Below are 7,272 nucleotides of genomic sequence, written 5' to 3' on the forward strand. Positions count from 1 at the left end.
CGAGGGGTTGCTGTTCTATCTGCCGCCCGCCGCCGAGACCTATCTCATCGACACGGTGGACCGGCTGAGCGCGGCGGGAAGCGCGCTGGCCTTCGAGGTCAAGCTCGACAAGGACCTGCTGGAGTACCGCGACAGCCCGCTCTACACCTCGACGCACCACCAGCTCGGCATCGACCTGCTGGACCTCTTCGACAGGGATCCGCGTCCCGACTCCGCGGGCGGTCTGCGGGACAAGGGCTGGTCGGCCTCCGTCCACACGCCCTTCGAGTTCACCCGCCGGCACGGGCGCGGACCGTTGCCCGAGCCGAACGACGCGCTGGCGGGCAACCGGTGGGTCTTCGCGGACAAGCCCCGGCCGTAGCCCCGGTCCGCGTACGCGGTCTCCCGGGGAGAGCCGTCACTGCTCCTCGCGCAGCCGAAGAAGATAGGTGGCGGTCAGTGCGACGGCACGCTCCTCGTCGTGCGACAGCTCCACCAGGGCGCGGGACGCCCGCTCCCCCGGGATGCCCGCCAGTGCCTGGGTCAGCCGCCCCCGTGCGGGCGCTTCGGTGGTGTCGTGGGCGAGGCGTTCGACGAGCCGGGCCGTGATCCGGTCCGCCGTCGCGGTGTCGTTCGCCAGCACGCTCAGCGCGTCGGCCGCGTCGGTGTCGTTCCTTCCCTCCCCGACCATGTCGACGAGGGTCGGGACGGCATCGGCCTCGCCCCGTGTCCCGAGCGCCAGAGCCGCGTGGCCGCGGACCACGGCATCGGGGTGTGTGAGGGCGTCGCGCAGATGCCCGGCGGCCTCACCGCCGGGCATCTCGGCGAGGGACCGGACGGCGCGTTCCCGCACCGCGGCCACCGGTGAGCCGATCCCCACCGCCAGCGGTGCCGGGGCGCCGTCGGACCGTGCCAGCGCCCATCGCAGGGCCCCGGCGACGTACGGATCGCTCTCGCCGAGCACCGCTTCGACCAGGGCCTCCACCGGTACGGGAACCTCGTCGGCCGAGGAGAGGGCGGCGCGCTGGCGTGCGTCGGCGCTCTGGGACCCCAGCGCCTGGAGGAGCGTGACGACCTGGAGGGCGTCCTGCCAGTCGGTGGGATCCGCGGCATGGATCCGGCGCAGCCGCGTGAGCAGTTCGCTCTCCGCGGCGATGCGTTCGCGCGTCCGGCGGATGAGGTCGTCGACGAGGGCCGAGGGGGTGAAGCCGCGGTCGTCGAGCGCGCGTTTGACCTCACGCAGCGACAGCCCCAGCGCCCGCAGGCTCTCGATGTGGAAGATCCGCCGGATGTCCTCCCCGGAATACTCCCGGTAGCCGGAGCCGGTACGGCCCGAGGGGCTCACCAGGCCGAGCGACTCGTAGTGCCGGAGCATGCGGGCGCTGACCCCGGACCGTCGCGCCACCTCACCGATCAGCACGCCCTATCGTCCCTCCTCGCCGGTCCCGCCGAGGGCCACGACGCGCTTCGCCTCCTCGATCGCGAAGGTGAATCCGGCGTCCGGGTCGCGCAGCAGCCGTTGTGTGGCGAGTGCGTGCGCGGACACGCGCGGGTCTGGGTCCGTCGTCGCGGTGAGCAGAACTCCGGTGATCGCTTCGCCCAGCGCGACGAGCGCCCGGCTGAGGCTCAGCTGTGTCTCCCGCCGGCCGCGCCCGAGCTGTGTCGCCAGTACCTCGGCCAGGGCCGGCTCCTCGCCCTCCGGCACGAGCACGACCGCGGCCCGCCAGGCGCTGCGCGCCACCTCGTCGTCGGTGTCGGTCAGGAGCGTCCGGGTGATGGCCGGCCACGCCTGCCGGTCCCCGATCTTGGACAGCGTGTGCAGCGCCTGGCTCCGTGCCTGCGCACGCCGCGAGCGCACCTCGCGGAGCAGCGCGGGAAGCGTCAGGGCGACCGGGTGACGGGTCAGCGCCCAGGTCAGCATGTCCCGGACGAAGAACTCGGGCTCGATCGCGGACCGCTCGACAAGCCGGTCCACGTGGCGCGGGTCGGGTGCCGCGCCGAGCTCCAGGGCCGCCCTCAGCCGCACGGACGCACGGCCGTCCTCCAGTCCCCGCAGCGCTCGTCCCGCGTTCGTGTCCTGTCCCGTGACCGTCATCGAGATCACCTCCTGGGCATGCAGTGAAGACCCTGTCACGGTGTCAAGGTCAAGCAGGGACCCGGCGGCCCACATCATGTACCGTCCGCTCGGGCTCCCCCGCCGTCCTCACCGCCCGCCGCCACCGCGCCCTCTTCGTCAACGCCTCCGGGGCGACGGCCGCAGCTCGCCCGCGGGTGACCGCCCGTGCCGCCGGGTCCGTGCCCGAGGTCCGTGGGCCGGCTCCCCCGCTTCCGTAGGCCGAACGGGCGGGCCGTCCTCCCCCGGGACGCCCCTCCGGGTGTTTCTGCGCCGGGCGCGTGCCGCTGTCGTGATCGTCTTCGACCACCGCCCCCTCCCCCGCGTGGGCCGTACGCCCGCTCGGTCCTGCCATATCGTATCCAAACGGGGTACGAGTCCGGAAGGAGTGGCGAACGGTTCGCCACCTCCCTGACCAGAAGGACGTGAGATGGCCCGTATCCAGGCCGTGGAACACTCCTTCGCCGCCTGCCCGCTCCCGGCGGGCTCCGGCCCGTCGGCCGCGGAGGCGGAGGCCGTCGACGCGGACGTGGCCGGCGCCGTCCTGCGTACCGCACGGGCGGTCCTCGCGGAGCGGGTCGCCCAGGCCTCGAAGATCGACGCCTCGTTCTCCGGGGAGCTGGCCGGGCGGGTCGCCGGTTTCACGCTGGACGGCGGCAAGCGGATGCGTCCCCGGCTCCTGTGGTGGGGGATGCGGGCCTGTGGTGCGGCGGACCCGGCGTCCACGGCGGCCGCGCTGCGGCTGGGGGTCGCGCTGGAGCTCGTCCAGACCTGCGCGCTGATCCACGACGACGTGATGGACCGCTCGCGGCTGCGCCGGGGGAAGCCCGCCGTGCACATCGGCCTCGCCACCCGCGCGGGCCTGCCCCCGGACTCGGAGCGGGGCTCCGCGTTCGGCACCTCGGCCGCCGTGCTGGCCGGGGACCTCGCGCTGGTCTGGGCCGACGACACCGTCGCGGAGACGACGCTGCCCGCCCCCGTACGCCACCGGATCGGGGCGATCTGGCGCTCCATGCGGACCGAGATGGTCGCCGGCCAGTACCTGGATCTGCACGGCCAGGCCACCGGAGGCTCTTCGGCGGCGCGGGCCATACGGACCGCCTGTCTCAAGAGCGCCCTGTACTCCGTCGAGCGGCCCCTGGCGATCGGGGCCGCCCTGGCCGGTGCCGACGAGCGCACCACCGCCGCGCTGAGCTCGGCCGGGCGGTGCGCGGGGATCGCCTTCCAGCTCAGGGACGATCTGCTCGGGGTCTTCGGGGACCCGGGGGTGACCGGAAAGCCGTCCGGCGACGACATCCGCGAGGGCAAGCCGACCTATCTCCTCGCCGTCGCCCGGGAGCGGGCCGAGGCCGCGGGAGACGAAGAGGCGCTGGCCGTCCTCGGCCGTGCCGTGGGCCGCGCCGACGCCACCGAGGACGGTCTCGCGGACGTACGCGGTGTCTTCGAGGCGAGCGGGGCGCGCGCCCAGGTGGAGCGGGAGGCGGAGCGTCTCCGTGACCACGCCGTACGCCGTCTGGGTGAGGCCGTCGACGTGGACGCGCACGGCGGCCGGCAGTTGCTCGGCCTGGTGCGCGCGGTCTCCGAGGGCCCCGGCGGGCACCCGGCCGCCTCCCCCGACGACACGCGCGGGCACGACGCTCCGGCGGCGGTGCGGGGCCCGACCACGGACGAAGAAGGAGGTATCCGGTGATCACGGTCAAGGGGCCCTCCGACCATGTGGTGGTGGTCGGTGCCGGTCTGTCGGGGCTGGCGGCCACGCTCCATCTTCTCGGCGCGGGCCGCCGGGTCACGGTGGTCGAGCGGGATCCCGGGCCCGGCGGCCGGGCCGGGCTGCTGGAGTCGGGCGGCTTCCGCATCGACACCGGTCCGACCGTGCTGACCATGCCGGACCTGGTGGAGGAGGCGTTCGCCGCGGTCGGGGACCGGCTGGCCGACCGGCTGGAGCTGATCCGGCTGGACCCCGCCTACCGGGCCAGGTTCGCCGACGGGACCCAGCTGGACGTGCATACCGACGGTGCCGCGATGGAGGCCGCGGTCGAACAGTTCGCCGGCGCCCGGCAGGCGGTCGGCTACCGGCGGCTGCGGAGCTGGCTGGAGCGCCTCCACCGGGTGCAGATGCGCCGTTTCATCGACGCCAACTTCGACTCGCCGCTCCAGCTCGCCCACCTCGACCTCGTCCGGCTCGCCGCCCTCGGTGGTTTCGGCCGGCTCGACGCGCGGATCGGGCACTTCGTCTCGGACGAACGGCTGCGCAGGGTCTTCTCCTTCCAGGCGCTCTACGCGGGCGTCCCGCCGGCCCGCGCGCTCGCCGCGTACGCCGTCATCGCCTACATGGACACGGTGGCCGGGGTGTACTTCCCCAAGGGCGGCATGCACGCGCTGCCGCGCGCGCTGGCGGACTCGGCCGCCGAGGCGGGCGCCGCCTTCCGCTACGGGCGGTCCGTGACCCGGCTGGAGCGTTCGGGTGACCGCGTCACCGCCGTCGTCACCGACCAGGAGCGCATCCCCTGCGACGCGGTGGTCCTCACCCCCGACCTCCCCGTCAGCTACCGGCTGCTCGGCCGCGGCCCCCGCCGGCCCCTCCCCCTGCGCCACTCGCCGTCCGCGGTGATCCTGCACGCGGGCACGGACCGCACGTGGCCGGATCTGGCCCACCACACCATCTCCTTCGGCGCGGCCTGGAAGAGCACCTTCCGCGAACTCACCCGCACCGGGGAGCTGATGTCGGACCCCTCGCTCCTCATCACCCGGCCCACGGCGACCGACCCCTCCCTTGCCCCGCCGGGCAAGCACCTCCACTACGTGCTGGCGCCCTGCCCGAACACCGAGGTCGGGCCGGGCGTCCGCGAGTGGCGGGAGCTGGGACCCCGCTACCGGGACGAGCTCCTGGCCGAGCTGGAGCGCCGCGAGATGCCCGGACTCGGCGCGGCGATCGAGGAGGAGGGGCTGGTCACACCGGTCGACTGGACCGCCCAGGGGCACGCGGCGGGCACCCCGTTCTCCGTGGCGCACACGTTCCCCCAGACCGGGCCCTTCCGCCCGCGCAACCTGGTGCGCGGCACGGTCAACGCCGTGCTCGCGGGGTGCGGCACCACGCCCGGCGTCGGCGTGCCGACCGTCCTGATCTCCGGGAAGCTGGCGGCGGAGAGGATCACCGGCCCGCGTACCGTCCCCCGCCCCGTCCGGAGAGGCACCTTGGCATGACCGTCCGTGAACTCGACGCCGCAGGCATCCACGACCCCGCGCTCCGCACCGCGTACGCCCGCTGCCGCACACTCAACGCGCGCCACGGCAAGACGTACTTCCTCGCCACGCGGCTGCTTCCCGTCGACCGGCGCCCGGCCGTGCACGCCCTGTACGGCTTCGCCCGCCGGGCCGACGACATCGTGGACGACCTGGACTCCACGGCCACCGCCGGGGAGCGCGCCCGCGCCCTGCTCGCGCTGGAGGCCCAGTTGGAGGAGGGGCTGCGGCGGGGCCGGGCCACCGAGCCGGTGATCCGCGCGCTCGCCGACACCGCGCGGCGGTACGCCATCGGCCACCGGCACTTCACCGACTTCCTGTCCTCCATGCGCAGCGATCTGACGGTCGGCGGGTACGCCTCGTACGAGGATCTCGGCCGGTACATGCACGGCTCGGCCGCGGTGATCGGCCTCCAGATGCTGCCGGTGCTCGGGACGGTGGGGCCGCGCGAGGAGGCCGCTCCGCACGCGGCCGCGCTCGGTGTCGCCTTCCAGCTCACCAACTTCCTGCGGGACGTGGGCGAGGACCTGGACCGGGGCCGGCTCTATCTGCCGGCCGAGTTGCTGGCCGCGCACGGGGTGGACCGCGAGCGTTTCGAGTGGAGCCGCGGCACGGGGGCGCGGGACGCGCGGATCACCGAGGTCCTGCGGGCCGCCGCGGCCCACAACCGGTCTGTCTACCGGGACGCTTTGCCCGGGATCGCCCTGCTCGCCCCGGTGTCGCGGCCCTGCATCCGTACGGCGTTCGTGCTGTACAGCGGCATTCTCGACGCGATCGAGGCCGACGGGTACGCCGCCCTGCACCGCCGGGCGGTCGTCCCGCGCCGGCGGCGGGCCGCCGTGGCACTGGACGGGCTGGTACGGGCGGTCGCCGTACGCACGGTGCGTCGGCACCGCGCGGGGCCGGTCGCGGGAGCCCGCGCTTCCCGGCCCCGGGCGGCGGCCTCCGTGCGGGAGGAGACGGTATGAGCCCGGCGGCAGGACGCCCCCGGCGCGGACGTGTTCCGTTGCGGCTGCGGCGGGCGCCCGTGCCGTGGGAGCGGCAGGCGCCGACGTGGCGGGAGGCGAAACCGGGGCTGATCGCCGAGGCCCTCGAGCGGGCGCGGAGCCGGCCGTCCGGCAACTGGTACGTCATCGGCGCCTCGCGCGACCTGCCTCCCGGGCGGAGCCTCGGGGTCACGGTCGGCTCCACCGAGGTGGTCGCGTGGCGGGACGGCGAGGGCAGGCTCCGCACCGGCCCGGGGGTGTGCCCGCATCTGGGGGCGCCGCTGCGCGACAGCCCCGTCCGCTGCGGCACGCTGGTCTGCCACTGGCACGGACTGGCCCTGGACGGCGGGCCGTTGGCCGGGTGGGAGCCCTTTCCGGCCTTCGACGACGGGGTCCTGCTCTGGGTGCGGCTCGACCGGATGGGCGGCGAGATGCCTTCGAAGCGGCCGTACGTTCCGGTCCGCCCCCGGGTGCGGGACGCGGTGGAGGCGGTCTACACGGGGGTGGGCCGCTGCGAGCCGGAGGACGTGGTGGCCAACCGGCTCGATCCGTGGCACGGGGCGTGGTTCCACCCGTACTCGTTCGTGGACCTGACGGTGACCGGAACGCCCGCCGGCACCGCGTCGGGTGGTCCGGCGGACGATGACGGGTTCACCGTCGACGTGTCCTTCAAGGTGGCCGGGAGGCTGGTGGTGCCGGTCCGGGCGCGGTTCACGGCGCCCGAGCCCCGTACGGTCGTCATGCACATCGTCGAGGGCGAGGGCGCGGGGTCCGTGGTGGAGACGCACGCCACCCCGCTCGCCCCGGACGAGCGGGGCAGGCCGCGCACCGCCGTGACGGAGGCGCTGGTCGCGGTGTGGCAGGTCTGGCAGGAAGTCCAGTATCGCGATCGAAGGGACGTACATGCCCATGGGTCACACGGCCACAGCACAGGCCGGCTCCGGCGGCTTG

General features: G+C 74.7%; 6 protein-coding genes and 1 pseudogene. 5 read left to right on the plus strand and 2 right to left on the minus strand.

Annotated features, from left to right (window positions below):
• Window positions 1-361: pseudogene (locus tag AB0917_RS32805) on the plus strand (SAM-dependent methyltransferase); the annotation flags it as partial.
• A gap of 36 nt (window positions 362-397) precedes the next feature.
• Here the strand turns inward: AB0917_RS32805 and AB0917_RS32810 are convergent.
• Both AB0917_RS32810 and AB0917_RS32815 read right to left on the minus strand, forming a co-directional pair.
• Window positions 398-1,399 (minus strand): MerR family transcriptional regulator, encoded by a 1,002-nt coding sequence (locus AB0917_RS32810; protein ID WP_366823361.1) that lies wholly within the window; start codon window positions 1,397-1,399, stop codon window positions 398-400.
• A 3-nt stretch (window positions 1,400-1,402) separates the two neighbouring features.
• Window positions 1,403-2,074 (minus strand): HEAT repeat domain-containing protein, encoded by a 672-nt coding sequence (locus AB0917_RS32815; RefSeq protein ID WP_366823362.1) that lies wholly within the window; start codon window positions 2,072-2,074, stop codon window positions 1,403-1,405.
• 448 nt (window positions 2,075-2,522) lie between these two features.
• Between AB0917_RS32815 and AB0917_RS32820 the strand changes: the two genes are divergently transcribed.
• The 4 genes from AB0917_RS32820 to AB0917_RS32835 all read left to right on the plus strand — a co-directional run.
• A complete protein-coding gene (locus AB0917_RS32820; protein WP_366823363.1) occupies window positions 2,523-3,782 on the plus strand; it encodes a polyprenyl synthetase family protein in 1,260 nt (419 codons plus the stop codon).
• Window positions 3,779-5,296, plus strand: a complete 1,518-nt coding sequence (locus AB0917_RS32825) for a phytoene desaturase (RefSeq protein ID WP_366823364.1) — start codon at window positions 3,779-3,781, stop codon at window positions 5,294-5,296. The genes AB0917_RS32820 and AB0917_RS32825 overlap by 4 nt, the downstream gene beginning before the upstream one ends.
• On the plus strand, window positions 5,293-6,303 hold the full coding sequence (locus AB0917_RS32830) for a phytoene/squalene synthase family protein (RefSeq protein ID WP_366823365.1): 1,011 nt from the start codon (window positions 5,293-5,295) through the stop codon (window positions 6,301-6,303). Before AB0917_RS32825 ends, AB0917_RS32830 begins: the two co-directional genes overlap by 4 nt.
• The coding region (locus tag AB0917_RS32835) for a DUF5914 domain-containing protein (protein WP_366823366.1) at window positions 6,300-7,272 on the plus strand (973 nt) is incomplete at its 3' end. The genes AB0917_RS32830 and AB0917_RS32835, both read left to right, overlap by 4 nt.

The organism is Streptomyces sp. NPDC007346 (genome assembly GCF_040703535.1).
GTDB lineage: Bacteria > Actinomycetota > Actinomycetes > Streptomycetales > Streptomycetaceae > Streptomyces.